Genomic DNA, 23467 nt, shown 5'->3' with positions numbered 1-23467 from the left:
TGTGGGCCGAGTCACAATGGAACATGGCCCGTCAGCAGCTTCCTCGCACCGGAGCGGTCTTCTTCGACCCTCGCGGCGAGGACCGCTCGCTGCGCGTGACGTGGCACCAGGAGCAGCAGCTCGTCGTGCTGTCGCTGTGGCGCGACAACGTCTGCGCCGGCACCTTCCGGCTCTCCGCCGACGAGGTGCCCGACCTGATCGCGCTGCTGCGGCGTGGGCTCGACGAGGCGTACGACGCCGCCCGCGCGCGGGTGCAACGACTCGACCGGCCCAGCGAGGCGGGCTGACTCGCCGACTATCCGGCAATCTAGGGACCTGCCTAGATTGACGAATATGGTCGGATCGTGGACCCGATCCGGAACCCCTACGCCCCCGGTGCCGGGCAGCGCCCGCCCGAGCTCGCCGGCCGCGACGAGCAGCTCGCCGCGTTCGGCGTCGTCCTCGAGCGCGTCGCCAACGGCCGGCCCGAGCGCAGCCTCGTGCTCACCGGGCTCCGCGGCGTGGGCAAGACCGTCCTCCTCAACGCGCTGCGCGGCGCTGCCGTGCGCAAGGGCTGGGGCACCGGCAAGCTCGAGGCGCGGCCCGGCCAGGGCCTCCGCCGACCGCTGAGCAGCGCGCTCCATCAGGCCGTGCGCGAGCTCGGGCACCGCGACGAGGACTCGGTCGACCACGTCCTCGGCGTCATCAAGTCCTTCGCGCACCGTGACGCCGGCGCGGGCGCGAAGCTCAAGGACCAGTGGAGCCCGGGCATCGATGCCGCCGCCGTGCGCGGGCGCGCCGACTCCGGCGACATCGAGATCGACCTCGTCGAGCTCTTCACCGACCTCGGCGGACTGGCCGCCGACGTCGGCAAGGGCATCGGCATCTTCATCGACGAGATGCAGGACCTCGGGGCCGACGACGTGTCCGCGCTGTGCGCCGCCTGCCACGAGCTCAGCCAGTCGGGCCTCCCGGTCATCGTCGTCGGCGCCGGCCTGCCGCACCTGCCCGCCGTGCTGAGCGCGAGCAAGTCTTACAGCGAGCGGCTCTTCCGCTACCAGCGCATCGACCGGCTCTCCCGCGAGGCCGCCGACCGCGCGCTCGAGGCTCCGGCGGCCGACGAGGACGCGGCCTACGAGCCCGGCGCGCTCGCGGCGATGTACGACGCCACCGGCGGCTACCCCTACTTCATCCAGGCCTACGGCAAGGCCGTGTGGGACCTCGCGCCCCGCTCGCCGATCACCGCCGCCGACGTCGCCGTCGCCGCCCCCGAGGCGGAGTCCGAGCTCGCCGTCGGCTTCTTCGGCTCACGCTACGAGCGCGCGACCCCGGGGGAGCGCGACTACCTGATGGCGATGGCCGACGTCGCGCTGGGCCAGGCCGGGGCGGGCGGGGACGAGGACTCCGTCCCGAGCTCCGACGTCGCTGCGGCGCTCGGCAAGAAGCCGCAGTCGCTCTCCCCGGCGCGCGACTCGCTGCTCAAGAAGGGCCTCGTCTACTCCGGCGAGCGCGGCCGCATCGCCTTCACCGTCCCGCACTTCGGGCGCTACCTCCGCGAGCGCGGCTGAGCGGTGGCCCGCGGCTGAGCGGTGAGTGAGGCACGTTCTGAGGCCCGGAAACATGTCTCACTCACCGCCCGGCGCGCACCACCGGTTCTCGTCCCTCCTCGACCAGCTAGGCGGGTGTGGGAGGCGGTGTCCGGAAGGACGGCGGCAGCTCCTCGAGGAGCCGGAGCCAGAGCTCCGAGGCGGTGGGGTACGACGGCACGGCGTGGCGCAGCACGTGGACGGGCACGCCGCCGGTGATCGCCACGGTCGCCGCGTGGAGCATCTCGCCGGCCTCGGGGCCGACGAAGGTGGCGCCCAGCAGCAGCCGGGTGTGGGCGTCGACGACGAGCTGCGAGTCGCCGGCGACGTGGTCGCGCTGGAGGCTGGTGCCGGCGGCCGAGGAGGTCGGCACCCGGGTGACCACCACCTCGTGGCCGGCGTCGCGGGCCTGCGCCTCGGTGAGCCCGACGCTGGCGACCTCGGGCTCGGTGAACACCACCTGCGGGACCGGCGCCTCGCGGTCGGGCTCCCACGCGACCTCGCCGGCGGTGCGGGCCGCGATGCGGGCGCCGACGACGCGGGCCTGGTGCTTGCCCCAGTGGGTGAGCGGCGGACCGCCGGTGGCGTCGCCGACGGCGTACAGCCACTCGGGCATCCGGCCGCCGGTGACGTGGTCGGCGGTCAGGTCCACCGACGACAGGCCGAGGTCGTCGAGGCGCGGGCTGCGGCCGATCGCGAGCAGGACCTCGTCGGCCTCGAGCTCGCCGTGCGTGGTCGTCAGGGTGACGGTGCCGCCGTGGACCCGCCCGGTGCCGGTGGCCTCGGGGTCCGCACGATGCACGGCCTCGACGGTCGTGCCGAGGAGGACGCTCACGCCGCGCTCGCGCAGGCCGGCGAGCACCGCCTCGCCGGCGAAGGGCTCGGTGCGGCTCAGCAGCTGCCGGCCGCGGACGACCAGGGTCACCGACGACCCCAGTGCGGCCATCCAGGTCGCGGCCTCGCAGGCGACCACGCCGCCACCGACGATGACCAGCCGCTCGGGCACGTCCATGACGCCGGTCGCGTCGCGGGAGTCCCAGGGGAGCGCGTCGGCGTACTCCTGCGGGACGTGTGCCCCGCTGCCGGTGGCGATCACCACGGCCCGGCGCGCCCGGACGACCACGTCGCCGTCGGCCGAGGAGACGTGCACCGTCCGCTCGCCTGTCAGGCGCGCGTCGCCGCGCAGCACCGCGAGGCCGGCGCCCTTCGCCCAGTCGACCTGGCCGGAGTCGTCGTAGTGGGAGACCCAGGTGTCGCGGCGCTCGAGCAGCGCCTTGGGCGCGACGTGGGCCGTCGAGACGCCCGGCAGGTCGGCCGTCACGTCGGCCACCGCGACCGGGCGCAGCAGCGCCTTGCTGGGGATGCACGCCCAGTAGCTGCACTCGCCGCCGAGCAGCTCGCGCTCGATGAGGACGGCGGTCATGCCGGTGCCCTCGACGGCGTACTGCGCGGCGTTCTCCCCGGCGGGACCGGCACCGATGACCACGACGTCGTACTCGACTGTCTCCATGCTGGGACCCTACGGGTGCTCCGCGCGGATTCGAGGTCCGCTTGCCCGTTCAACTAACATTTGCGCCGAGGGGAGTACCCCACCAACCTCCGTCGGTCACTACGGCGCCTCAGCAGGCGCCCCGGCGGGGACCGGCACCAGCACGAGCCGGCGGGAGAGACCTCAGGAACTGACACCTGAGGAGACCCATGTCGTCCATCGCGTCCCCCACCCTGTGGTTCGTCACCATCGGTGTGGTGCTCGCCCTGCTCGTCGTCGACTTCATCGCCACCCGCCGCCCGCACGAGGTCTCGATGAAGGAGGCCATCGGCTGGTCGGCGTTCTACGTCGCGCTGCCGCTGACCTTCGGCCTCTACGTCTGGAACGTCCACGGTGGCGACAGGGGGCTGGAGTACTACACCGGCTACCTCGTCGAGAAGACGTTGAGCGTCGACAACCTGTTCGTCTTCATGCTGCTGCTCGCCGCCTTCGCGGTGCCCGAGGTGCTCAAGCAGCGGGTGCTGCTCTACGGCATCGTCGGCGCGCTCGTGCTCCGCGGCATCTTCATCGCCCTCGGCGCGGCCGCGTTGTCCCGCTTCGACTGGGTCTTCCTGGTCTTCGGCGCGATCCTGCTCCTCACCGGCGTCAAGCTGCTGCGCGACGCGATCCGCGGCCAGGAGCACGAGGTCGACGTGGCCGAGATGCGCATCGTGAAGGTGCTGCGCCGCTTCATGCCGGTCAGCGACGAGTACGACGGTGCGAAGCTCACCGTGGTCCGCAAGGGCGTGCGGATGCTCACGCCCTTCGCGCTCGTGACCGCCGCGGTGTTCGCCACGGACATCGTCTTCGCCGTCGACTCGGTGCCGGCGGTCTACGGCATCACCGGCGACCCCTACCTGGTCTTCGTGACGAACGCCTTCGCCCTGCTGGGCCTCCGCGCGCTCTACTTCGTGCTCGAGGGTGCGCTCGGCGCGCTGCGCCACCTCAGCTACGGCCTCGCCGCGATCCTCGGCTTCATCGGCGCCAAGCTGGTGCTCCACTGGGCGCACCTGGTCTGGCCGTCGGTCCCCGACGTGCCGACGCTGACCTCGCTGTTCGTGATCCTCGGCATCCTCGGTGTCACCATCGCGACGAGCCTGTGGGCCAACAGGCGCGACGCCGACACCACCGACGACGAGCCGGAGGTCGTCGGCACCCGCTGACGGGGTCAGTCGACCGTCAGCATCGTCGCCCCGAGGCCGATCATCATCGTGCCGCCGGTGGCGCTGAGGGCGTCGAGCCGCGCGGGGCGGCGTGCGAACCACGTGCGCGCCGTCCCCGCAGCGATCGCCCAGGTGCTGTCGGACGCTGCGGCCAGGACGCCGAAGACGAGCCCGAGCAGCATCGTCTGCAGCGCCACCGGGCCACCCGGGTCGGTGAACTGCGGGAGGAAGGCCACGAAGAACACGATCGTCTTGGGGTTGGTCGCCCCGACGGTGAAGCCGATCCGCACCGGGTGCCCGCGCCGGACCGGCGCCGAGGCGTCCATCGCCAGCCGCGCGTCGCTGCGGTGGCGGATGGCCTGCACGCCGAGCCACACGACGTACGCCGCACCCAGGACCTTCACCGCGGTGTACGCCGTCGCGCTCGCGGCCACGACCGCGCCCAGGCCGACCGCGACGAGGGCGACCTGGGTCACGAGGCCGAGCGCGTTGCCCACGACCGAGAGCAGCGCCTCGCGCCGGCCCACGGTGAGCGCGCGGCCGATGGTGAAGAGCAGGCTCGGGCCCGGCACCTGGATGAAGAGGATCGAGGCAACGAGGAAGGCGACCCACTGGCTCGACGACGGCATGGCCACAGTGTGCGGCCCGCGCCGGTGTGACGCGAAACTGTTTTGCCGTGGCCGCTGAGTCTCTGGGAGACTCAGGGTCCAGGGCGCAGTCCGCCGCCCAGCCCGACGCGCCGGCCCCAGTCCGCGCACACGGCGAAGGGGAGCAGATCCTCGGACGCATCCGTGAGTCAGGTTCGTCGACGCCCGCTGCAGCGGCGTACTGGGGGCGCAGCGCAGTCGAAGGTGATCGACCATGACCAGGAACAGTGACTTCAAGCAGGTCGTCCGCGCCCGCATGGCCGCGACCGGCGAGGGCTACACCGCCGCCCGGGCGGCCCTCGAGCAGGAGGCGTACGACGCCGCGCGCACCGAGCAGGAGCGCCTCGTCGGACGGCTCTTCACCGACGGGCGCATCGAGCGCGTGCCGGCCAAGCGCAAGGTGCGCGCGGCCGTGCTGCTCGAGGTGCTCCGCCGCTTCGAGCCCGGCCGCGACTACTCCGAGCCCGAGGTCAACGGGGTGTTGCTCGGGGTGCACGAGGACTTCGCCTACCTGCGCCGCGAGCTGGTGAACTACCACTACCTCGAGCGCGCGGACGGGCGCTACCGGACAGCCGCGCAGGCGCCGACCCGCTCGGCGGTCGAGCGGCAGGAGATCCCGGCCTGGGAGTCCCACTGGCTCCCGGCGTTCCTCTCCGGGTCCTTCCCCCGCGAGCGGTGACGCGGCAGGCTGGGCGCATGACGGCAGGCATCGATCCCTCGGCAACCCCCTCCGGCACCGGGTGCAAGGAGTGCGAGGACGGCGGCGGCTGGTGGGTGCACCTGCGACGGTGCGCCCAGTGCGGGCACATCGGGTGCTGCGACTCGAGCCCCGCCCAGCACGCGACCGCGCACCACGAGGCCACCGGGCACCCGGTCGTGCAGAGCTTCGAGCCCGGCGAGGACTGGTTCTGGGACTACAGCCGCTCCGAGGGCGTGTCCGGCCCCCGGCTGGCCGACCCGCAGAGCCGTCCCGGCGAGCAGACCGTCCCCGGCCCGGCCGACCGGGTGCCGGACGACTGGCGCGACCACGTGCACTGAGGCCGGTCCCGCCCGCCGGGGTGCCGTGTCGCGCGTCCTGCGCGTGCCATGGTGAACCCATGCGACGTACGCCGCGCGCCCGCCGCGACCGGCCGGCCGTGGACCGGCCGCAGGTGGTGGCCCACCGCGGCAGCAGCCACGAGCAGGCGGAGCACACGCTCGCCGCCTACGTGAAGGCGCTCGACGAGGGAGCCGAGGGCCTGGAGTGTGACGTCCGGCTGACGGCTGACGGACACCTGGTGTGCGTGCACGACCGCAACCTGCGGCGTACGGCGGCCATGCCCGGGATCGTGTCGACGATGAACCTCGCCGAGCTCGACGAGCTCGACTTCGCCTCGTGGAAGAACCCGTGGGGCGACCTCGACGACGACGCCCCGGAGCGGGACCCGGACGCCGGCAAGGTGCTCACGCTGCGCAAGCTGCTGGAGACGGCGGCCGACTACGACCGCCACGTCGAGCTCGCCATCGAGACCAAGCACCCCACCCGCTACGGCGGGCTGGTGGAGCGCCGCCTCGTCGAGGTCCTCGGCGACTTCGGGTGGGACCGGGCCGGCTCGCCGGCGCGGGTGATGAGCTTCTCCCTCAACGCCGTGAACCGGGTGCGCCGGCTCGCGCCCGGGCTCGACGTCGTGATGCTGGTGGAGAAGGCGCACCACTGGCCCGTGCTGCGGCCGGTCGTCGGGGACGACTGGATCATCGGTCCCGGGGTCAAGGAGCTCCGCGACCACCCGGGGCTCGGACGCCACCTCGTCAAGGAGGGGCGCGAGATCCACGTCTGGACGGTCAACACCGCCGACGAGCTGGACGTCTGCCTCGACCTCGGGGTCACCGCCGTCATCAGCGACCGGCCGGCCTACATGCTGGAGCTGCTGGGGGCCCAGCCGCCCTCCGCGGGAGGCGGAGCGGACAACTAGGGTTCGCGGTATGGCCAAGAAGTCCCGCAACCGCACCCAGTCCGCCCCCGCCGCCGGCGAGGTCGGCCCCCGCCAGCCGTGCCCGTGCGGCTCGGGCAAGCGCTACAAGGCCTGCCACGGCGCGGCCGGCGGCGCGGCGCCCACCTTCGTCGCGCGTCCGTTCGAGGGGATGCCGAGCGAGTGCGACGTCATCGCGCTGCGCGAGCTCGTCCCGGCCGCCACGGCCCCGCTGACGCTGAAGGACGGGGACCGGAAGGTCCGCCTGGCGACCCTGCTGCCCGGCGCCGCCCCGGCGATGGTGCGCGAGTCGGGCGACATCTGGCTCGGCCTCCAGGTCCAGCACTCGTACGGCAACCCGGCCCGTGACCTCGGCGCCGTCCTCGAGGCCGCGCTGGCCACCGAGGAGCCCGGCATCGTCGGCCTGATGACGGCGCCCGGCGAGGGGCCGAGCATCCAGGACCTGATCAGCGACTCGAGCCTCGACATCACCGTGCACGACGGCTTCGAGTACTGGATCGACGACATCCCCGAGCGCGACGCGACGATGGAGGCGGCCCTCGAGCAGGCCAACGGCGGCGTGATGCCCACCAGTCGGCTGACCTCGGTCGAGGCGGCGTACTGGACCAACGTCGGCACCAAGGAGCACCTGCGCTGGGTCATGCCGCACCCCGAGGAGGAGCTCCTCGACGCGCTCGCCCGGCTCCACGCCGCCGGCAAGGATTCCGTGGCGGAGGACTCCCGGTTCGTCGGCATGTTCCGCGCGCACGGGCTGCTCGCGCCGGTCTGGGACCTTCCGGTCGGCACGGGGGCAGAGGTGCTCGAGGAGCCCGCGGCGCAGTTCGCCAAGGACCTCGAGGAGGCGCTGCAGGGCGGGGAGCTGAGCGCACCCGAGCGGTCTGCACGAGCAGGACTCGCCAACCGTCAGGTGACGATCCGGTAAGTCCCGCTCCACCATCTGACCACGGCTCGAACACAACGGATTCAACGGTTGTGCCCGCCCTTCCGGGCGGAGTAGATTCGTCTCTGCCCGGTCGTTGTTGTTTCCCCCGTCAACAACGACCGGGCGTCCTATTTCTCCGGGGTTCGTCCTCAGGCGGCGTGGCGGCCGACCCCGCGGAGTCGTCGTTCCAACGGTGACCACCACCAGTAGGCCAGGACGATGACTGCGGCGGCCACCCAGACCCTGACGTCGTACGTCGCCACGTAGAACGTGACCGCCCCGAGGACGCAGCCCGCGAGCATCACCACGTCGCTCTTCCTCCGCCTGACGGCCAGGTTGTACGGCTGGCGGTCCGACCAGCCGAGGCCGGACCGACGGCTGGCCCGCACCGTGCCGTACGCACGGAGCACCAGCCCGCCGAGCACGAGCACGAAGGACACGTCGACCAGCGCGCCGTGGACGCCGGCCAGGCCCAGGGGGATGCGCTCGCCGCCAGCGGTCCCGGAGAGCGCCACGACCCGTCCGTCCACGCGGTGCGCGACGGCTCGTCCACCGAGGTCGACGGCCTCGTCGACGTCGGCGGGAAGGAGGTGGACGATGTCGCTGTCACCGGGCTCGGCATCGACGTTCCTGACGTAGGCGTCCACCATCCGCGTGCGGCGTGAGTCGTTGTACGGACCCAGGACGACCGGCTCCTGCGCCAGGCAGTCGGTCCCGGTCGCCGCCGCGCAGACCGCCCCGGCACGGAGCACGCGCGCCTCCGCCACCGACGTCCGGATGTCGGCCAGGAGCAGGACGACCACCCCGAGGGCGAGCACGGCGAGGGCAGTCACCACCCACAGGCGGCCGCCGGCCGCGGCGCGCGGATCGACACCCCCGAGACTCATGGGGCGAGGCTAGGCCTCAGCCGTCCTCGCGCGGCGCTCTCACGCGCCACGCCTCTAGGTTGTCGAACCCCTTGGCCGAGACCCGTCGGGCCCGGCGGAACCGCCAGGGCGTCTCGCCGTCGTCGCTGCCGAGCGCCTCGTGGACGCCGGCGTCGACCAGCACGCTGCCGGGCCGGGCGGCCGAGGTCAGACGGGAGGCGGCGTTGACCGTGGACCCGAACACGTCGCCGAGGCGTCGTACGACGGACCCGTGGGCGACGCCGGCCCGCACGGCCGGGAACGGGTCGTCCTCGTCGGCCCCGCGGGCGGTCAGCTCCAGCGCGACGTCGACAGCGGCGGCGGGGTCGGCGACGGTGAACAGCACCTCGTCCCCGATCGTCTTGATCACCTGGCCGCCGTGGTCGACCACGAGCGCGGTCGTCTCCTGCTCGAAGCCGTCGACCCACTGCACGAGCGCAGGTCCGTCCAGGCTGCGGCTCTGCGTGGTGTAGCCAACGATGTCGACGAAGCAGACAGCCAGCTGTGACTCGGTCGTGGTGAGGGTGCTGGCGTCGTCGAGCAGGTGCTCGGCCGCGCTCGCCAGGTGGCGGCGCCAGACGTAGCTCTGCAGCGCCTCGACGCGGGGCAGCACGTCGCTCGCGAGCCCGGTGAGGTCTGCCAGCCCGGCGACCGGGTCGCCGTCCTCGCCGTCCTCGCCCGCGAGTCCCGCGAGGAGGCTGGTCTGCCACTCCGCGAGCCTGGCGTAGCTGCGGCCCCAGGTCCGGACGAGGGCGGCCTGCGAATCCGGGGGCAGGATCCCGATGCGGACCAGGTCGGCGGCGAGCCGCAGCGCCTCGACGTCGCCCTCGACGAAGGCGACGTCGTCGTCGGCGCGGTGCGGGAAGCCGAGCTGGTGCCAGAGCGTGACCGCGAGGTCGAGCGGCACGCCGGCGCGCTCGGCGACCTGCACGCGGGTCAGGGTCGGCTCCTCGCCGAGGACGAGCGCGCCCAGGGCGCGGGCCGCGTCCGGCCCGACGTCCGGCCCGCCCTCCACCGGGTCAGCTCCCCTCGAGGCGGCCCGCCGCCGCGGCGCGGATAGCGGCGCCGAACGACGGGACCTGCTCGACGAGCTCCTCGATCGTGTCGCGGGTGAAGTGGACGACCTTCAGCGGTGTCAGCGCCACGACCGTGGCCGAGCGGAGGGTGCGGTTGACGATCGCGCCCTCGCCCACGACGGAGCCGGGGCCGAGGGTGGCGACCTCCACGCCGCCCTTGCGGACCGACACCTCGCCCTCGGTGATGAGGTACGCCTTGTCGGCGGGGGTGCGCTCGGCGATCGGCGACCAGCCCTGCGGGAGCGTCAGCGTGCGACCCGCTGCGAGCACGCGCCGGGCGTCGGCGGGGTCGAGCGCGTCCAGGATCGATTCGGTCATGCCCCCTCAACGATCCACGGGGCCGGACGTGATGCCCTCGAGCGGAATTCGGTCAACAGGTGTTCACCATTGCGTCGAGGCACCCCGGGTCAGTCGGCGTGCAGCGGCTCCCGCGCGATCGGGCAGCTCATGCAGCGGGGCCCGCCGCGACCCGAGCCGAGCTCCGACCCGGCGATCCGGACGACCTCGATGCCCGCGTCCTCGAGCCGGTCGTTCGTCTCGTCGTTGCGCTCGTAGGCCACCGCCACCCGCGGCGCGAGGGCCAGGGTGTTGTTGCCGTCGTCCCACTGCTCGCGCTCGGCGGTGACCGGGTCGAGGCCGGTGTCGATCTGGTGGAGCGTGTCGATCTGCATCGCCTTGGCCGCCGCGACGAGGAAGGGCTCGGAGTCGCTGACGCTCAGGGTGAGGTCGGACTCGCCCGAGCCCGGGTCGTCGAGCGTGACCGTCACCGCGCGGAGGTTGTCGGCGACGTTGGGGTACATCACGACCTTGTCGACGTCGACCATCGTGCAGACGGTGTCGAGGTGCATCGTGGCGCGCTCCTGCGCGATCGGCACTGCCAGCACCGTGTGGGCGAGGTCGGCGTGGAAGACCTGGCGGGCGAGCCGCTCGACGCCGGCGGGCGTCGTACGCTCGCCGACACCGACGGCGATGACGCCCGGGGCCAGGAGCAGGACGTCGCCGCCCTCGACGTGCTCGTTGTGCCAGCCATGGATCTTGCGGGTGCCGGCGAAGCGCGGGTGCTCGGTGTAGATCAGCTCGGTCAGCTGGGTCTCGCGCTTGCGGGCGGGCATCGCGAGGCTGGTGACGGCCACGCGGTCGCGCACCCACACGCTGGAGTCGCGGGTGAAGAGCAGGTTCGGCAGCGGGTCGATGAGGAAGTCGTGCGGGTCGAGCAGGCTGGTCACGAGGCCGTGCCCGCCCTTGACCTCGTCGTTGCGGATGCCGGCGGTCAGCACGTCGGTCAGCTCGGCGGGGGAGAGGTCGCGCAGCGCCTGCGCGAGGTAGCGCCGCATCGTGTCGCCGAGGTGCAGCCCCGACAGCGCGCTCGTGATCGCGTGGTTGCGGGCCATCTCGCTGTCGAGCGTCTCGGTGAGCAGCTCGGTCAGGTAGAGCACCTCCACGCCGCGGTTGCGCAGCGTCTCCGCGAACGCGTCGTGCTCCTCCTGCGCCCGGCTCACCCACGGGATGCCGTCGAAGAGCAGGCGGTCGTTGTTGCGGGGCGTGAGCCGCTTCAGCTCGTTGCCGGGGCGGTGGAGCATGACGGTGGCCAGGCGGCCGACCTCGCTGTCTGCTCCGTGCGGGGTGGTGACCATAGGCGGGACTCTAGCGCTCGCCCTCGGCTCGACACGTGTCCGAAAAGCTGCCCCCGATCCGGGGCTGCAGGGGCAACATCCCGGACACGTGTGGGTACGGCGTCACGCGGCCTCGGCGTGGCCGGGGAAGTGCGGTCGCCAGTCGTCGCCCAGCCGCAGGGGGACCCCCGGCATGCCTCGCGACAGCAGCACCCGGTGCACCCGTCGCAGGGTGCGCAGTGGGTCCTTGTAGATGCCGGATGCGACCACGACGACGAGGCGCCACTCTGCGTCGTCGATGTCGGCCTTCCGCTCGAGGTCGTCCTCCCAGGTGTCCAGGACCTCGACGTGGTGGCGCCCGTCGTACTCGACCGCGAGCCGGGCGAGTGGGTAGCAGAGGTCGTACCTACGTACGACCGCCCCGAGGTCGTCGCGGACCACGAGGTTCACGACCGGTTCGGGCAGGCCGGCGAGCACGAGCAGCATGCGCAACCGTGTCTCCATGGGAGAGTCGACGTCGCGCCGGACGAAGCGCGCTGCCGCCAGCGCCTTGCGGGAATCCCGGTGCCTGCTGTGCTCGCAGGCGCGGACCAAGCCCTCCGGTGTCACACCCCGGCGACGTACGAGCCAGTCGCCCACGACGACCAGGTCGACGAGCCCGAGCTGTCCCCCGAGCTCGATGAACATCGCTACGTCACCGGAGACCCGCAGACCCCGCTCGACCACGACACCGGTCGGGTCCCCGACGTGGCAGCGCAAGCCACGGTGGTGGCGCCGGAGCTTCTGGTGCCACACGCTCACGTGCTCGTCGGCGATCGTCGGGACCGGAGCGCCCTTCACCCGGGCCGCGGACACATGGCTAGCCCAGGCATCTTCGCACTGCAGCACGAGCGCTCCCCGGACACGCTGGAGGGCCGTCGGCGGTGTCGTCGAGGAGACGAACACGTTGCGGAACAGACGTCGGTAGCCAGGGCCGCGCAGCACCCTGTCGGTGAGCCCGTTCTCGAGACCATCGGCGCGAAGGAACGGCAGGCTGGGGTCGAAGGTCATGCCCCAGCGTCGGCGATCCGGCGCCAGCGCGTCGGTCGTCCTCCACAGCCCACCCGCCACGCGCACACGTGTCCGAGTTGTCGCCCCTCAGACGAGAATCCGAGGGGAACATCTCGGACACATGTGCAGCGGCGGACAGTCGGCCTCCGGCTGGTCAGGACTCCCCGCGCCACTCCTCGCGGAGGAGGGCGTACTCGTAGGAGTCGGTCCAGCGGCCCTTGGACCAGAAGTCACCGATCCGGTGCACCTCGCGGCGCATGCCGAGGCGCTCGCAGAGGGCGGCGGAGCGCTCGTTGCGGGCGTCGAGGTTGGCGACGATGCGCCGCAGGCCGTAGTGCTCGAAGCCGAGGCGCAGCACGGCGCGCGCGGCCTCGGTGGCGTAGCCGCGGCCGGCGTGCTGCGGGAGGACGGTCCAGCCGATCTCGCCCTCGCTGAGCCCGGTGCCCTGGAGGATCAGGACCGAGTCGCCGACGACCTCGCCGTCGTGCTCGACGACCAGGCCGACGAAGAGCCCGTCACCGGGCTGGGCGCGGCGCCGCACCATCTCGCGCACCTCGGCCGCGTTCATCGTGCGGGTGAGCAGGAGGCTCGCGTAGGCCTCGTCGGCCCAGGCGCCGACGAAGGCCTCGCCGTCGCGGGCCTCGAAGGGACGCAGCACCAGCCGCTCGGTGCGCAGCGGCCAGACCGGCGGCACCGGGGTGAGGAACTCCGCGCGCGGACCGTCCACCCACTGCTCGCGCGACGTCGGGCCGCCGAAGCGCAGCCGGTCGTACGCCGTCATGGGCAGCAGGATGGAGTCGAGGCCCGGCACCGCGAGGACGCCGTCGACCGCCTGCCCGAGCGTGCCGCGGCCGACGGGGTCGTGCGGGTCCCGTCGCAGGACCTCGACCGCCGCTGACACCTCGGCGATGCGCTCGGTCTTCTGCCGGATCCGCACCGGCGACACGTCCTTCAGGCACACGTACTGCCCGGAGAGGTAGGCCTTCCACTCCAGCTCGCCGACCTCGGGCTCGTCCTCCCAGAAGGCGACGAACCAGTCGTGCAGCCGCTCGACCCCACCGGCGACCTCGGCGAGCTCGCCGTGCGCGGCGGGGACCATCGGCGTGCCGTCGGAGAGGACGTACGACGGCAGCGGCAGGCGGCCGGCCAGCATCTGCTCGATCGCCTCGGGGGTCGCCTCGACGAAGTGGTCGCGGACGTAGGCGTCGTCCTGGTCGGTCATCGGATGGTCGCCGTTCACGGCGACGAAGCGGTCCCGGACGGCGGCGACCGGGTCGCCGCTCATCGCGTCATCTCCCACACCGTCAAGGCTGCCATGAAGACGCAGACGGCCGCACCCACGTAGTGCAGCACCGAGAGCCTCACCCGCTGCAGCAGCAGCCGGCCGACGATGACCGCCAGCCCGGAGACCGCGAGCAGCGCGCCCCAGGCGCCGAGGAACACCGAGACCGGGTCGTCGTACTTGGCCACGAGCGAGATCGTCAGCAGCTGCGACAGGTCGCCCCACTCGGCCGCGAACAGGACGACGAACGAGGTCGCCACGACCTTGAGGCCGTGGGCCGCGGAGTCGGCCCTGGCGGCGTACTCGTCCTCCTGTGCCTCCTCGTCGGCGTCGGCGGTGCGCGCGGCGCGGAAGAGGATGACCGCGCCGATCGCGAACATCAGCGCGGCGACGGTGTGGATGAGCTGCTCGGGCAGGAACGAGGCGGCCTTGCCGATGCCGACCGCGACGGCCGTCTGGACGAGGAAGGCGAGCCCGACGCCGATCCAGACGAAGAGCGGTCGCATCTTCGTGGACATCACCAGGGTGGCGATGAACGTCTTGTCGGGGAGCTCGACGACGAAGATGGCGCCGAAGGCCAGGGCCACGACGAGGGGATCGATCACCGAGCGAGTGTGCCAGTCGTGCGTCGCGCCTGATCAGTCGGCCCGGAAGGAGTCGGCGGGGTAGACGCCGAGCACCTTGACCTCGGTGGTGAAGAACGCCAGCTCCTCCAGCGCGTTGCGCACGCCCGGGTCGTCGGGGTGGCCGTCGACCTCGGCGAGGAACTGGGTGGCGGTGAAGTGCCCGCCGACCATGTAGCTCTCCAGCTTGGTCATGTTGACGCCGTTGGTGGCGAAGCCGCCGAGCGCCTTGTAGAGCGCGGCGGGGAGGTTGCGCACGTTGAAGATGAACGTCGTCACGACCGGGCCGTTGCCGGCCGGCGCCTGCTCGAAGTCGCGGGACAGGACGACGAAGCGGGTGGTGTTGTGGTCCTCGTCCTCGATCTCCTCGCGCAGCACCTGCAGGCCGTAGATCTCGGCGGCCAGCGGCGGCGCGATCGCGGCCTGGGTGGGGTCGCCGGACTCCGCGACCTCGCGGGCGGCGCCGGCGGTGTCACCCGCGACGACGGGCGTCAGGCCGAGCTCGCGGATCACGCCGCGGCACTGGCCGAGGGCGTGGACGTGGCTGTGCACGGTGCGCAGCGACTCGGTGCTCGCCTCCGGCAGGGCCATCAGGGAGAACTGGATGCGCAGGAACCGCTCGCCCACGATGTGCAGGTCGGAGGTCGGCAGGAAGTGGTGGATGTCGGCCACCCGGCCGGCGATAGAGTTGTCGATCGGGATCATCGCCAGGTCGGCCTCGCCGCTCTCGACGGCCGCGAAGGCGTCCTCGAACGACGCGCACGGCAGCGGCTCCCAGTCGGGGTAGGCCTGCTGGCACACCAGGTGGGAGTTGGCGCCGGGCTCCCCCTGGTAGGCGATGCGTCGGGTCACGTCGGCGAGTGTGTCACCTCCGGCCGTGTCCGACCGGCCGTGACCAGTCGCCGAACATAGGCTTCCCCGCATGCTCGATGTGGTCGCCGTCGTCCTCGCCGCCGTCGCCTGCGCGCTCGCCGCGCTCGCCCTCCGTCGTACGACGACACGCTCCGGCGGCGAGGGCGTCGACGCCCTGCCCGAGGACGTGCACGGCCTGCGGCAGGAGGTCGCGGCCCTCAAGGCGGAGAGCTCCGACGCGCTGCGGCACCTCTCGGTCGTGCGCTACGACGCGTTCGGCGACGTCGGCGGGCACCTCAGCTGGAGCCTCGCGGTGCTCGACGACTCCGGTCACGGGGTCGTCCTGACGTCGATCCACGGTCGGAGCGAGGCCCGCACCTACGCCAAGTCCATCTCCTCCTGGTCGTGCGAGCAGCAGCTCTCGCCCGAGGAGGAGGAGGCGATCGAGCACGCCCGTCCCTGAGGGACGACCTGCGCTCAGCGGGGAACGCGGACCAGCAGCCGCCCGTGGATGCACTCCATCCAGAGCTCGCGGCCCTCGCCGATGGAGTCGCCGTCGAGCTGGCGCGGGGTGTCGGCCGACGCCTTGATCCGCACCCGCGAGCCGGTGCGTCGGTCGAGGGTCTCGTCGACGACGGAGCTCTTGCGGAGCACGCGCATCGCGACCGTGATCCATGACAGGAACTGGCGCGGGTGGATGATCACCACGTCGAGGATGCCGTCGTCGAGGGTGGCGTCGGGCAGCAGCGGCATGCCGGCCTGGAGGAACCCGACGTTGCCGACGACGACCGTGCGGGCGCGGTGGACCGTGGGCTCCTCGTCGTCGATCTGGATCTCGACCTTGACGGCGGGGAACATCAGCGACCGCAGCCCGGAGACGACGTACGCGACCCAGCCGATCTTCTTCTTGATGTCCTCGTTGACGCCCTCCATGATCGCGGCGTCGAAGCCCATCCCTGCCATCACCATGAAGTGGGTGTCCTCGATGCCGTCGCCGCCGACCTCCACCATGTCGATGGCCCGGTCCTGGCCGTTGAGGGCGATGTCGATCGCGGAGCGGATGTAGAGCGGCACCCCGAGGTTGCGCGCGAGGAGGTTGCCCGTGCCCGCCGGGATGATGCCGACCGGGATGCCGGTGCCGGCGAGCTCGGCGCACACCTCGCGCACGGTGCCGTCGCCGCCGCAGACCATGACCAGGTCGGCACCGGCGACGGCGGCCTTCTCGGCCATGCCGGTGCCGGGGTCCTCGACGGTCGTGTACTGCCACGTCGGCTCGGACCAGCCCGCCTCCTTCGCCATCGCCGAGACGAGCGACCGGAACTGGCCGACGTCCTCGACCTTGATCGGGTTGAGGATCACGGCGAGCCGCTTCTCCGAGGCGTACACCTCCGGGAGCGGCTCCGACCTCGCCGCGATCGAGCGTGGCCGCGGGTCGATGAACGCGAGCGCCAGGAAGAAGACCGCGAGGGCCATGAGCGAGCCGCCGATCACGTCGGTCGGGAAGTGCCGACCGAGGAGCACGCGGTCCACGCAGACGAGCAGCCACCACGCGACGACGACCGCGATGCCGGCGCGGCGCAGGCTCGTACGACGTACGAACAGGACGAGGAGCATGACGAGCAGCGCGGCGAAGGCCGCCGTCGAGGACGCGTGTCCCGACGGGAAGCTGAAGTTGGCGTGAAGCCCCAGGGCGTCCTGCCAGTCCGGGCGGTCGCGCCCCAGCAGGCGCTTCAGCACGGTCGTGGCGACCGAGGTCACCGTCATCACGACGACGACCAGCAGGGCCGCCCACCGGTGGCGGCGCAGGAGCAGGACGAGCGCGAGCACGATGGTGAGGACGGTCATCCCGATCGTCCCGAACGCGACCTCCACCACGCGGAGGCCGTCCACCAGCAGCGCGTGGTCGTCGGCCCAGTCCTCGAGCTGCCGGCCCTCCACGTCGAACGCGTCGAGCGGGGCCCGGTCGCGGGTCACGAGGAAGGCGAGCACCGCGAACAGGGCGGCCGCGAGGGCTGCCCCGCCGAGAGCACGGCTGCGGGAGGCGGGAGTCACCCGCGAAGTATGCCCAAACCCGATCGTGCGCCCCACGCCCCTCCGGATAGCCTTGCGCTTGTGATCGATCCGCGCCTGCTCCGTGACGACCCCGACCGCGTGCGCGCCGCCCAGGCCAAGCGCGGCCTGTCCGATGACGTGGTGGACCGGGCGCTGGCGGCGGACTCCGCCCGGCGGCAGGCGATCGCCGACTTCGAGGCCAAGCGCTCGGAGCAGAAGGCCAGCGGCGCGCTCGTGGCCAAGGCGCAGGGCGAGGAGAAGCAGGCCCTGCTCGCGCAGGTCAAGGAGCTGGCCGCGAGCGTGAAGGCGGCCGAGGCCGCCCGCAACACCGCCGAGACCGAGTGGGACGAGGCGATCAAGGCCATCCCCAACATCGCCGCCGACGAGGCCCCGGCGGGCGGCGAGGACGACTTCGTCACCCTCGAGCACGTCGGCACCCCGCGTGAGTTCGACTTCGAGCCGCGTGACCACATCGAGCTCGGCCGGATGCTCGGGGCGATCGACCTCGAGCGTGGCGCCAAGGTCAGCGGGTCGCGCTTCTACTTCCTCACCGGTGTCGGCGCGCAGCTCGAGCTCGCGCTGGTCAACATGGCGATGGACCAGGCCCGCAACGCCGGCTTCACGCAGGTGATCGCGCCGTCGCTGGTCAAGCCCCGCGCGATGGAGGGCACCGGCTTCCTCGGCCAGGCCGCCGACGACGTCTACCGGATCGAGGGAGAGGACCTCTACCTCGTCGGCACGTCGGAGGTCGCGATGGCGGCCTACCACTCCGACGAGATCCTCGACGCCGGCTCGCTGCCGCGCCGCTACGCCGCCTTCAGCCCGTGCTTCCGCAAGGAGGCCGGCTCGCACGGCAAGGACACCAAGGGCATCATCCGCGTCCACTGGTTCGACAAGGTGGAGATGTTCGTCCACACGACCGTCGAGGAGTCGTACGCCGAGCACCAGCGGCTGCTGGCGTGGGAGAAGGAGTTCCTCGACAAGCTCGAGCTCGCCTACCGCGTCATCGACACGGCTGCGGGTGACCTGGGGCTCAGCGCGCAGCGCAAGTTCGACTGCGAGGCGTGGATCCCCACGCAGGGCAAGTACCGCGAGCTCACCTCGACCTCCAACTGCACCGACTTCCAGGCGCGCCGCCTCGACATCCGCACCCGCGACGACAAGGGCCAGACCGTGCCGGTCGCGACCCTCAACGGGACGCTCACGGCGATCCCGCGCGCCATCGTCGCGGTGCTCGAGACCCACCAGAACGAGGACGGCTCGGTCACGGTGCCGCAGGCGCTCCGCCCCTACCTCGGCGGCCTGGAAGTGCTGAAGCCCCTTGGCTGACTGGGAGCCCAAGGTCGTCGCGCTGGACATCGACGGCACCCTGCTCAAGTGGGTCGACGGGCAGACCGAGGACTACGAGACCATCAGCGAGCCGGTGCACGACGCCGTGCACCGCGCGCTCGACGCCGGCGCGCACATCGTGCTGGCGAGCGGCCGCTCGCCCCACGGCATGACGACCATCGCCGACCTCCTCCACCTCCCGCGTGAGGAGGCCGACCGGCTCTGGGTCGTCGCGTCCAACGGGGCGGTCGTCTTCCGCTACCCGCCGATGGAGGTCGTCCACGAGGAGACCTTCGACGCCGCCCCGGCGGTCGCAGCGGTGCTGGAGCACCACCCGCGCGCGCTGGTCGCCGTCGAGGAGCGTGAGGTCGGCGGCTACCGCGTCAACCGCGTCTTCCCCGAGGGCGAGCTCTCCGGCGAGCAGCTGATCACCCACGTCGACGACATCGTCGGCGAGCCGGTGAGCCGCGTGATCGTCCGCGACCCCGAGGCGACCGCCGACGACTTCATCGAGCTCGCGGCCAACCTCGGCCTGCACGGCACCGACTACGTCGTCGGCTGGACGGCGTGGCTCGACCTGTCCCCGGTGGGGGTGTCGAAGGCGTCGGGGCTCCAGCACGTCTGCGACGAGCTGGGCCTCACCGCCGCCGACGTGCTCGCGATCGGCGACGGCCGCAACGACATCGAGATGCTCCGCTGGGCCGGCCGCGGCGTGGCGATGGGCCAGGCTGTCGAGGAGGTCATCGCCGCCGCGGACGACGTGACCGCGACCGTCCACGACGAGGGCGCTGCCGTCGAGATCTCGCGCTGGTTCCCGCAGGACTCCTGACCGTGGACGAGGGCGTCACCTTCACCGCGGAGCTGTGGCGCTGGACGGCGCGCGAGGAGTCGGCCGACGCGGGCGCCTGGTGCTTCGTGACCTTGCCCCTCGACCTCGCCGACGAGGTGCGCGAGCGGGCGGGTGAGCCGCGCGGCTTCGGGTCCGTGAGGGTGCGGGTGCGGGTCGGCACGACCACCTGGGACACCAGCGTCTTCCCCGATGCCGCCTCCGGGAGCTTCGCGCTCCCGGTGAAGAAGTCGGTCCGCACGGCCGCAGGCGTCGCCGAGGGTGACCTGCTGACGATCACGCTGTCCGTCCGGGACGGCGCGTGAGCGCGCCCCGGCTGGTGGCGACCGACCTCGACGGCACGCTGCTCGACTCGGAGGGACAGGTCTCGGCACGCACCCGCGCGGTGCTCGACCAGCTCGACGCGGCCGGCGTACCCGTCGTCTTCACCACCGGCCGTCCCATCCGCTGGATGGAGGAGCTGTGGGCGGCGGTCGGCGGGCACGGTCTCGCGATCTGCAGCAACGGCGGGATCGTGTACGACGTCGCGCGCCGCGAGGTGCGCACCGCACGGACCATCCCGGCCGAGGTGCTCCTCGAGGTGGCCGCGCGGCTGCGCGCGGACCTTCCCGGCACCGTATTCGCGCTGGAGAAGACCACCGGCTTCGCCAAAGAGCCCGACTTCATGCCGCGCCTGGCGGTCAACCTCGCCCCCGACGTGCCGACCGGCCCGCTCGAGGACCTGGTCGACGACACCGTCGTCAAGCTGCTCGCCCGCCACGAGGACCACGAGCCCGAGCCCTACTGGGAGCTCGTCGCCGGGCTGCTCGGCGAGCAGGTCGTCACCACGTGGTCGTCGGTCGGCACGCTGGTGGAGATCAGCGCGGCCGGCGTCACCAAGGCGTCGACGCTGGCCACCGTGGCCGCGGAGATGGGGCTCGGTCCGGACGACGTCGTGGCGTTCGGCGACATGCCCAACGACCTGCCGATGCTCGAGTGGGCCGGCACGTCCTACGCGATGGCCAACGCCCACCCGACCGTGCGCGAGCTCGCCGACCACCTCGCGCCCCACCACGACGAGGACGGTGTCGCCACGGTGCTCGCCGAGCTCTACGAGCTCCCTCGCTAGGCTTCCCGCCATGATCCGTGCCGTCCGACTCGCCTCTGCACTGCTCCTCGCGTGCCTCGGCCTCGTGGTGACGGTCCAGGCCCCCGCCTCGGCGGCCGACTGCACCTGCAGGCAGAGCGGCAAGCTCGATCAGCAGGTGGAGCGCGCCGACGCGGTCTTCATCGGCACGGTCGACAACGTCGAGGTGGCCAGCAAGGACCACACCTACGACGTGACGGCGTCGCGTGCCTACAAGGGCTCGCCCGAGCGCTCGACGCAGGTCTTCTCGGCCGGCGGCACGAACGCCTGCGGCCTCGGCGAGCTGGCCGTCGGCACCTCCTACCTCTTCCTCGCCACCGGCACCGAGGCGCCCTTCGAGGCCGACAGCTGCGGTGGCACCAGCGAGGCCAACCCGACCAAGGTCGCCAAGGTCGAGGCCCTCCTCGGTGAGGGCACCTCCGTCGAGCCGCCTCCGCCGCCGACCGCCCAACGCACGCTGGTCGAGGACTCCCCGCCCGCCGGCTTCGCCCGCGCTGCGGCCCCCGGCGCTGCGGCCGCGATCATCGGCCTCCTCGGCCTCGTCGTCGTACGACGCCTCGCGCGCTGACGTCGTGCTCGCCCGCGTCCTCGCCGCCCTGGCGGTGCTGGCGGGCGGGCTGGTGCTCGGCTCCGCGGGTCCGGCCGTGGCCTGCAGCTGCGTGGGCGGTGATCCGGTCGACCTCGCGCACAGGGCAGACGTCGCCTTCGTCGGCGTCCTGGCCAGCGAGCGCGCGGACGGCGACGTCGTCGCCCACCTCTTCACGGTCGAGGACGTCCGCACCGGCGACGTGCGCCGAAGCCAGGACGTCGTGACGCCCGACGCGGGAGAGGCATCCTGCGGTGTGGACTGGGCGACCGGGACCAGGATGGTCGTGCTCGCCCACGTGGACGAGGACGGCCGCCTCGCGTCCGACCGGTGCAGCGGCTCGGTGCTCACCACCGACGCTGCGTACGACGCCACGCTGCAGGCGCTGGGCGACCCCCGCGACCCGCTGCCGGGACGATCGATGGTCGCCCTCGACGAGGCGAGCGGTCAGGAACTGCTCTGGTCCGCCGCCGCGGTCGGGGTCGTCGGCGCGCTCGGGATGGTCGTCGTACGTCGTCTCGTGCGCTGAGGCGTCAGAGGTACATGCCGCCGCGGTTGCCGGCGGAGTCGTCGTCGCCACCGGTGGGCATGTTGGGCATGCCGGTCGGCGGCTGCGGTGCGTGGCCGCCGTGGCCGGCCGGAAGGGCGCGGCGCATCTGCTCGAGCTGGGCGCGCGAGGCCATCTGCTGGGCGTAGATCGCCGTCTGGATGCCGTGGAAGAGGCCCTCGAGCCAGCCCACGAGCTGGGCCTGCGCGATCCGCAGCTCGCCCTCCGACGGGGTGCCGTCCTCGGTGAACGGCAGCGACAGCCGCTCGAGCTCCTCGACCAGCTCCGGGGCGAGGCCGCTCTCCAGCTCCTTGATGGAGGCGGCGTGGATGTCCTTGAGGCGGTTGCGGCTGGCCTCGTCGAGGGGCGCGGCCTTCACCTCCTCGAGGAGCTGGCGGATCATGCTGCCGATCCGCATGACCTTCGCCGGCTGCTCGACCAGCTCGGTGATGTGCCGCTCGCCGTCGCCGTCCTCGTCGTCACCGTCGTCCGCCACCTGCGTCATCGCCGGGAGAGCGCTCGCCGGGATGGTGCCGATGGGCTGGCCGTCGGGACCGACGACCACGACCTGGTCCTCCTCCTGGCCGCTGGGGCCGCCGGTGGACTCGGGCTGCTGCTGGTCGGTCATGGCCCAACCCTATGACCCGCCCGGTGGTCGCCGCCTCGGGCGCGGTGCGTGAGCCACATTCCGGAGGAGGGGAATGTGGGTGGGACACCGCCCGCGGCGTGTCGTCCTCCGACTCGCCGTACGAGCGGTGCGTGAACCACATCCCGAGCAAGCCGAATGTGGGTCACTCACCGCCCGCGGAAGCCTCAGAGGGTCAGGACGATCTTCCCTGCGCGGCCGCCGTCGTCCATCAGCTGGTGCGCGCGGGCGACGTCCTCGAGCGGGAGCGTGGTCTCGACGATCGGGCGCACCTGCCCGGAGGCGACGAGCGGCCAGACGTTCTCGACGACCCCGCAGCAGATCTGGGCCTTCTCGGCGAGCGGCCGGGCGCGCAGCGACGTCGCGGTCACCGAGGCCCGCTTGCGCAGGAGCGCGTTGATGTCGAGCTCGCCCTTGGCACCGCCCTGCATCCCGATGATGACCAGGCGGCCCCCGGTGGCGAGGGCGGTGACGTTGCGGCCGAGGTACTTGGCTCCCATGTTGTCGAGGATGACGTCGGCGCCGCCGGCCTCGTCGAGCACCTCGACGAAGTCCTCGTCGCGGTAGCTGATCGCCCGCTCCGCGCCGAGCGAGCGGCACAGCTCGAGGGTCTCGGGGGAGCCGGCGGTCGTGTAGACCTCCGCGCCGCGGGCCGCTGCGAGCTGGATCGCCATCGTGCCGATGCCGCCCCCACCGCCGTGCACGAGGAAACGCTCACCCTTCTCGAGGTGGGCGGTCATGAAGACGTTGGACCAGACGGTCGCTGCGACCTCGGGCAGGCACGCCGCCTCGACCAGGGAGACGCCGGACGGCACCGGCATGACCTGGCCGACCGGCACGGCCACGCGGGCGGCGTACCCCCCGCCGGCCAGCAGCGCGCAGACCTCGTCGCCGACCTTCCAGCCCTCGACGCCCTCGCCGAGCTCTGCGATCCGGCCGCTGCACTCGAGGCCCAGGATGTCGGAGGCGCCGGGCGGCGGCGGGTAGAAGCCCTGCCGCTGCAGGGTGTCGGCGCGGTTGACGGCAGTGGCGACGACGTCGAGCAGCACCTCCCCGGCGGCCGGGCGCGGGTCGTCGACCTCGCCGACGGACAGGACGTCGGGTCCGCCGGACCCGGTGGAGACGGCAGCACGCACGT

Annotated in this window: 27 protein-coding genes; 14 read left to right on the top strand and 13 right to left on the bottom strand. The window is 72.5% G+C overall.

Annotation, left to right across the window (positions count from 1 at the left end):
* The first annotated feature begins 23 nt into the window (after positions 1–23).
* Positions 24–287, top strand: coding sequence for a hypothetical protein (locus tag AC3A3L_RS07660; RefSeq protein WP_487639405.1), 264 nt, complete (start codon positions 24–26; stop codon positions 285–287).
* Positions 288–344: 57 nt separating this feature from the next.
* Positions 345–1547 (top strand): ATP-binding protein, encoded by a 1203-nt coding sequence (locus AC3A3L_RS07655; protein WP_487639404.1) that lies wholly within the window; start codon positions 345–347, stop codon positions 1545–1547.
* Positions 1548–1653: 106 nt separating this feature from the next.
* On the opposite strand, the gene AC3A3L_RS07650 is transcribed toward AC3A3L_RS07655, so the two are convergent.
* Positions 1654–3075, bottom strand: a complete 1422-nt coding sequence (locus AC3A3L_RS07650; RefSeq protein ID WP_487639403.1) for a dihydrolipoyl dehydrogenase family protein — start codon at positions 3073–3075, stop codon at positions 1654–1656.
* A 188-nt stretch (positions 3076–3263) separates the two neighbouring features.
* On the opposite strand from AC3A3L_RS07650, the gene AC3A3L_RS07645 reads away from it, so the two are divergent.
* Positions 3264–4256 (top strand): TerC family protein, encoded by a 993-nt coding sequence (locus AC3A3L_RS07645; protein WP_487639402.1) that lies wholly within the window; start codon positions 3264–3266, stop codon positions 4254–4256.
* Between the two features lie 5 nt (positions 4257–4261).
* On the opposite strand, the gene AC3A3L_RS07640 is transcribed toward AC3A3L_RS07645, so the two are convergent.
* Complete coding sequence (locus AC3A3L_RS07640; protein ID WP_487639401.1) at positions 4262–4885, bottom strand: LysE family translocator; 624 nt, start codon at positions 4883–4885, stop codon at positions 4262–4264.
* A gap of 232 nt (positions 4886–5117) precedes the next feature.
* On the opposite strand from AC3A3L_RS07640, the gene AC3A3L_RS07635 reads away from it, so the two are divergent.
* From AC3A3L_RS07635 to AC3A3L_RS07620, 4 genes are read left to right on the top strand one after another with little or no spacing between them, the layout of a single operon-like run.
* Positions 5118–5582, top strand: a complete 465-nt coding sequence (locus AC3A3L_RS07635) for a DUF2087 domain-containing protein (protein WP_487639400.1) — start codon at positions 5118–5120, stop codon at positions 5580–5582.
* 17 nt (positions 5583–5599) lie between these two features.
* On the top strand, positions 5600–5941 hold the full coding sequence (locus AC3A3L_RS07630) for a UBP-type zinc finger domain-containing protein (RefSeq protein ID WP_487639399.1): 342 nt from the start codon (positions 5600–5602) through the stop codon (positions 5939–5941).
* 59 nt (positions 5942–6000) lie between these two features.
* Complete coding sequence (locus tag AC3A3L_RS07625; RefSeq protein ID WP_487639398.1) at positions 6001–6855, top strand: glycerophosphodiester phosphodiesterase family protein; 855 nt, start codon at positions 6001–6003, stop codon at positions 6853–6855.
* Positions 6856–6865: 10 nt separating this feature from the next.
* Positions 6866–7795 (top strand): DUF5926 family protein, encoded by a 930-nt coding sequence (locus AC3A3L_RS07620; protein WP_487639397.1) that lies wholly within the window; start codon positions 6866–6868, stop codon positions 7793–7795.
* 149 nt (positions 7796–7944) lie between these two features.
* Here AC3A3L_RS07620 and AC3A3L_RS07615 read toward each other — a convergent pair whose 3' ends face one another.
* From AC3A3L_RS07615 to AC3A3L_RS07580, 8 genes are all read right to left on the bottom strand, one after another.
* Positions 7945–8682: a hypothetical protein gene (locus AC3A3L_RS07615; RefSeq protein WP_487639396.1), complete on the bottom strand. Its 738-nt coding sequence runs from the start codon at positions 8680–8682 to the stop codon at positions 7945–7947.
* A gap of 16 nt (positions 8683–8698) precedes the next feature.
* The gene (locus AC3A3L_RS07610) at positions 8699–9715 is read right to left on the bottom strand and encodes an adenylate/guanylate cyclase domain-containing protein (RefSeq protein ID WP_487639395.1); all 1017 of its coding nucleotides are present in this window, start codon (positions 9713–9715) and stop codon (positions 8699–8701) included.
* Positions 9716–9719: 4 nt separating this feature from the next.
* A complete protein-coding gene (locus tag AC3A3L_RS07605) occupies positions 9720–10094 on the bottom strand; it encodes a cyclic nucleotide-binding domain-containing protein (RefSeq protein ID WP_487639394.1) in 375 nt (124 codons plus the stop codon).
* A gap of 89 nt (positions 10095–10183) precedes the next feature.
* Positions 10184–11410, bottom strand: a complete 1227-nt coding sequence (locus AC3A3L_RS07600; RefSeq protein ID WP_487639393.1) for an arginine deiminase — start codon at positions 11408–11410, stop codon at positions 10184–10186.
* A 102-nt stretch (positions 11411–11512) separates the two neighbouring features.
* The gene (locus AC3A3L_RS07595) at positions 11513–12439 is read right to left on the bottom strand and encodes a hypothetical protein (RefSeq protein WP_487639392.1); all 927 of its coding nucleotides are present in this window, start codon (positions 12437–12439) and stop codon (positions 11513–11515) included.
* A gap of 154 nt (positions 12440–12593) precedes the next feature.
* A complete protein-coding gene (locus tag AC3A3L_RS07590) occupies positions 12594–13724 on the bottom strand; it encodes a GNAT family N-acetyltransferase (RefSeq protein WP_487639391.1) in 1131 nt (376 codons plus the stop codon).
* The gene (locus tag AC3A3L_RS07585; RefSeq protein ID WP_487639390.1) at positions 13721–14326 is read right to left on the bottom strand and encodes a TMEM165/GDT1 family protein; all 606 of its coding nucleotides are present in this window, start codon (positions 14324–14326) and stop codon (positions 13721–13723) included. Before AC3A3L_RS07585 ends, AC3A3L_RS07590 begins: the two co-directional genes overlap by 4 nt.
* A 33-nt stretch (positions 14327–14359) precedes the next feature.
* A complete protein-coding gene (locus tag AC3A3L_RS07580) occupies positions 14360–15196 on the bottom strand; it encodes a prephenate dehydratase (protein WP_487639389.1) in 837 nt (278 codons plus the stop codon).
* A gap of 70 nt (positions 15197–15266) precedes the next feature.
* On the opposite strand from AC3A3L_RS07580, the gene AC3A3L_RS07575 reads away from it, so the two are divergent.
* The gene (locus AC3A3L_RS07575) at positions 15267–15659 is read left to right on the top strand and encodes a DUF4446 family protein (protein WP_487639388.1); all 393 of its coding nucleotides are present in this window, start codon (positions 15267–15269) and stop codon (positions 15657–15659) included.
* 14 nt (positions 15660–15673) lie between these two features.
* Here the strand turns inward: AC3A3L_RS07575 and AC3A3L_RS07570 are convergent, their stop codons facing one another.
* Positions 15674–17248, bottom strand: a complete 1575-nt coding sequence (locus tag AC3A3L_RS07570; RefSeq protein WP_487639387.1) for a bifunctional phosphatase PAP2/diacylglycerol kinase family protein — start codon at positions 17246–17248, stop codon at positions 15674–15676.
* 60 nt (positions 17249–17308) lie between these two features.
* Between AC3A3L_RS07570 and serS the strand changes: the two genes are divergently transcribed.
* From serS to AC3A3L_RS07540, 6 genes are read left to right on the top strand one after another with little or no spacing between them, the layout of a single operon-like run.
* Positions 17309–18577, top strand: coding sequence for a serine--tRNA ligase (serS, locus tag AC3A3L_RS07565; RefSeq protein ID WP_487639386.1), 1269 nt, complete (start codon positions 17309–17311; stop codon positions 18575–18577).
* Positions 18570–19406 carry an HAD family hydrolase gene (locus tag AC3A3L_RS07560; RefSeq protein ID WP_487639385.1) on the top strand — a complete coding sequence of 279 codons (837 nt, stop codon included), beginning with the start codon at positions 18570–18572 and terminating at the stop codon, positions 19404–19406. The genes serS and AC3A3L_RS07560 overlap by 8 nt, the downstream gene beginning before the upstream one ends.
* A gap of 2 nt (positions 19407–19408) precedes the next feature.
* Complete coding sequence (locus AC3A3L_RS07555; protein WP_487639384.1) at positions 19409–19729, top strand: DUF1905 domain-containing protein; 321 nt, start codon at positions 19409–19411, stop codon at positions 19727–19729.
* Complete coding sequence (locus tag AC3A3L_RS07550; RefSeq protein WP_487639383.1) at positions 19726–20532, top strand: HAD family hydrolase; 807 nt, start codon at positions 19726–19728, stop codon at positions 20530–20532. The genes AC3A3L_RS07555 and AC3A3L_RS07550 overlap by 4 nt, the downstream gene beginning before the upstream one ends.
* Positions 20533–20542: 10 nt before the next feature.
* On the top strand, positions 20543–21118 hold the full coding sequence (locus AC3A3L_RS07545) for a hypothetical protein (RefSeq protein WP_487639382.1): 576 nt from the start codon (positions 20543–20545) through the stop codon (positions 21116–21118).
* 4 nt (positions 21119–21122) lie between these two features.
* Complete coding sequence (locus AC3A3L_RS07540) at positions 21123–21665, top strand: hypothetical protein (RefSeq protein WP_487639381.1); 543 nt, start codon at positions 21123–21125, stop codon at positions 21663–21665.
* Between the two features lie 4 nt (positions 21666–21669).
* On the opposite strand, the gene AC3A3L_RS07535 is transcribed toward AC3A3L_RS07540, so the two are convergent.
* Both AC3A3L_RS07535 and AC3A3L_RS07530 read right to left on the bottom strand, forming a co-directional pair.
* Entirely contained in the window at positions 21670–22311 is a 642-nt protein-coding gene (locus AC3A3L_RS07535) for a bacterial proteasome activator family protein (protein WP_487639380.1), read from the bottom strand.
* 185 nt (positions 22312–22496) lie between these two features.
* Complete coding sequence (locus AC3A3L_RS07530) at positions 22497–23465, bottom strand: NAD(P)H-quinone oxidoreductase (protein WP_487639379.1); 969 nt, start codon at positions 23463–23465, stop codon at positions 22497–22499.
* Between the last annotated feature and the right edge of the window lie 2 nt (positions 23466–23467).

Source organism: Nocardioides sp. Soil_C_8, from assembly GCF_057656315.1.
This window is presented reverse-complemented; position numbering and strand designations above follow the sequence as displayed.

Coding starts and splice junctions, on each gene's coding strand:
- AC3A3L_RS07660 (WP_487639405.1), top strand. CDS start 24: ATGGCCCGTCAGCAGCTTCCTCGCACCGGAGCGGTCTTCTTCGACCCT.
- AC3A3L_RS07650 (WP_487639403.1), bottom strand. CDS start 3,075: ATGGAGACAGTCGAGTACGACGTCGTGGTCATCGGTGCCGGTCCCGCC.
- AC3A3L_RS07645 (WP_487639402.1), top strand. CDS start 3,264: ATGTCGTCCATCGCGTCCCCCACCCTGTGGTTCGTCACCATCGGTGTG.
- AC3A3L_RS07640 (WP_487639401.1), bottom strand. CDS start 4,885: ATGCCGTCGTCGAGCCAGTGGGTCGCCTTCCTCGTTGCCTCGATCCTC.
- AC3A3L_RS07635 (WP_487639400.1), top strand. CDS start 5,118: ATGACCAGGAACAGTGACTTCAAGCAGGTCGTCCGCGCCCGCATGGCC.
- AC3A3L_RS07630 (WP_487639399.1), top strand. CDS start 5,600: ATGACGGCAGGCATCGATCCCTCGGCAACCCCCTCCGGCACCGGGTGC.
- AC3A3L_RS07625 (WP_487639398.1), top strand. CDS start 6,001: ATGCGACGTACGCCGCGCGCCCGCCGCGACCGGCCGGCCGTGGACCGG.
- AC3A3L_RS07620 (WP_487639397.1), top strand. CDS start 6,866: ATGGCCAAGAAGTCCCGCAACCGCACCCAGTCCGCCCCCGCCGCCGGC.
- AC3A3L_RS07615 (WP_487639396.1), bottom strand. CDS start 8,682: ATGAGTCTCGGGGGTGTCGATCCGCGCGCCGCGGCCGGCGGCCGCCTG.
- AC3A3L_RS07605 (WP_487639394.1), bottom strand. CDS start 10,094: ATGACCGAATCGATCCTGGACGCGCTCGACCCCGCCGACGCCCGGCGC.
- AC3A3L_RS07600 (WP_487639393.1), bottom strand. CDS start 11,410: ATGGTCACCACCCCGCACGGAGCAGACAGCGAGGTCGGCCGCCTGGCC.
- AC3A3L_RS07595 (WP_487639392.1), bottom strand. CDS start 12,439: ATGACCTTCGACCCCAGCCTGCCGTTCCTTCGCGCCGATGGTCTCGAG.
- AC3A3L_RS07590 (WP_487639391.1), bottom strand. CDS start 13,724: ATGAGCGGCGACCCGGTCGCCGCCGTCCGGGACCGCTTCGTCGCCGTG.
- AC3A3L_RS07575 (WP_487639388.1), top strand. CDS start 15,267: ATGCTCGATGTGGTCGCCGTCGTCCTCGCCGCCGTCGCCTGCGCGCTC.
- AC3A3L_RS07545 (WP_487639382.1), top strand. CDS start 20,543: ATGATCCGTGCCGTCCGACTCGCCTCTGCACTGCTCCTCGCGTGCCTC.
- AC3A3L_RS07535 (WP_487639380.1), bottom strand. CDS start 22,311: ATGACCGACCAGCAGCAGCCCGAGTCCACCGGCGGCCCCAGCGGCCAG.